This window comes from Stenotrophomonas sp. 05L44_2, assembly GCF_056665995.1.
Genome location: NZ_JBFTNR010000757.1, coordinates 1 through 1951, shown reverse-complemented (window position 1 = coordinate 1951; position 1951 = coordinate 1). Strand labels below are relative to the sequence as shown.

Here is a 1951-nt window from a genome sequence, read left to right as displayed (position 1 = left end):
TTCGCGCAGGCGGGCCCGCAACGCGCTGACATCCCCCATCCCACCCCAGCGCGCCTGCTGCAACGCCTGCAGAGTCTGCCGCTGGGCCGGATCGGCCAGGCGCTCGATCACCTGTTCCAGGCGTTCCACGCCGGCCATCGAACACAGCAGCGCCTCTACCTGGTCAAAGCCCTCGCCATCGATCGCCCGGCGCAACTCGGCCACGCTGGCACGCGAGGACGTTGCAGGGGCACTGGCTCCTGGCCGGGGAACCGGACGGGTGTGGACGACGGCACGGCGGCCACGTCGCCATCCCCATGCCAGGGTCAACAGCCATAGCAGCGCCAGGCCTGCGGCGGCCGCCATCCACGGCCACGGCCGGGGACCTGCTGCGGTGGGTGCAAGAGAGGATGCAGCGGCGGGTGCGGCGTCTCCCGGCAACGCGGCATCGGTATCGATCGGTTGTGCCGCCGGCGCGCCGGCCCGGCCTGCGGCCACGGCCAGTTCCAGATCCGGCAGGCTGGCCTGCTGGGCACTGCCACTGTCCACGTTCCACCAGGCCACGCGCGGCCCCGGCACGCGCAGGGATCCAACCTGCCGCGGCACGATCGAGTAGCGACGGGTGATCTTCAGGCGTGGCGTGCTGCCGTTGAAGGTCTCCTCGTACTGGGCAGGTTCGGCGAACACCTGTGCGGCGTCGCCGAGGTCGGGCACGGGCAGATCGGTGAACTGGGCCCGGGTAGCGCCGTTGGCGATCGCTTCGACCATCACGGTGGCCGCTTCGCCCGTGCGCGCACTGCTGGGTGCAGCGGTGTAGCGCAATTGCAGGCTGTGCAGGGGCAGCCACGGCTGCACGGCCTGMGCCGGTTGCGCCTGCACCTGCARCGTGCGTTCGGCACCGACGGCATTCATGCGGCCATCGCCACCGCTCCCGAAGAAGTCATCGAAGAAKCCACCTGCACTGCGGCCGGTGAAGCGCGCGCCCGGCAGGCGCAACGCCCCGCTGCGCTCGGGGATCAGCAGGAAGCGACGTTCGACCACGTTGTAGCGACGGCCGTTGACCTGGCGCACGTCGCTGCGATCCTCCCCCACCCGCTGCAGCGAAGCGCCACTGGGTGTGTCGAGCACCAGTTCGCCCGACGCCAGCTGCGAGGCGAAGTACAGCCTGACCACCACGCCCACGCTCTGCTGCACGTAGGGCGTCGGGTCATCCACCTCGGTTTCGATGAAGGCGGTGGCATTGCTCTGCGGGGTGGCCACCACGGCATCACTTACCTGCAGCACCAAGGGCACCGTGCGTGCTGCGCCTACCTGTAATGAAGGCACCTGCAGCGTACCGGTGCGGCGCGGCGTCAACGCAACCGTATAGAGGTTGCGCTGCTGGACGCCGCCATTGCTCCACTGCACCTGGCGGTTGCTGCTCTGCGCACTGAGCACGAAATCGGCATTCAACGGTGCATAGTCTGGCGCGCCCTGGTCGGTCTCGATGTGCAGGGTGACCGCATCACCGGCGGCGATGCTGTCCTGCTCCAGCCAGGCGCGCGTCTGCGCCATGGCCACCATCGGCAGCCACAGCAGCAGCATCGCCAGCACAGGCAGAGGCCACCGGATTTGCCTGCTCGCCATGCCTGTCATCGCCCTTCCCTCTTTCTACGTTCGTTTTCCAACTGGAACTTGGCCCGCAGCAGTGCCCCCGGATCATCCGGCACACGCCGCATCCACGCCTCCACGGCCTGCTGCTCCTCGCGCTGTTGCGGTGTACCGCCATCGCCGCGCACTGCTGCCTTGCCGGCTTCGCCGGCGCGCGCCTGCTGCAGGGCCTGCTGCATGCGCTGGCGCTGCTGGGCATCGGCCTGCGCCTGGGCCTGCGCGTCGGCTGCCTGCGGCTCCTGCTTCGCCCCCTGCTGGCCGGAACCTGCAGATGCCGGGTTCTGCTGGCCCTTCTGGCCCTGCGGTTCCTGCTGGCCTTGTT

1 protein-coding gene and 1 pseudogene are annotated in these 1951 nt (G+C 69.4%); both read right to left on the bottom strand.

What is annotated here, in order from left to right:
- Positions 1-1614: BatD family protein (locus AC1VAN_RS20240; protein WP_480986574.1), on the bottom strand; the 1614-nt coding region annotated here is incomplete at its 3' end.
- Positions 1611-1951, bottom strand: a pseudogene (locus AC1VAN_RS20235) (hypothetical protein); the annotation flags it as partial. The gene AC1VAN_RS20240 and the pseudogene AC1VAN_RS20235, both read right to left, overlap by 4 nt.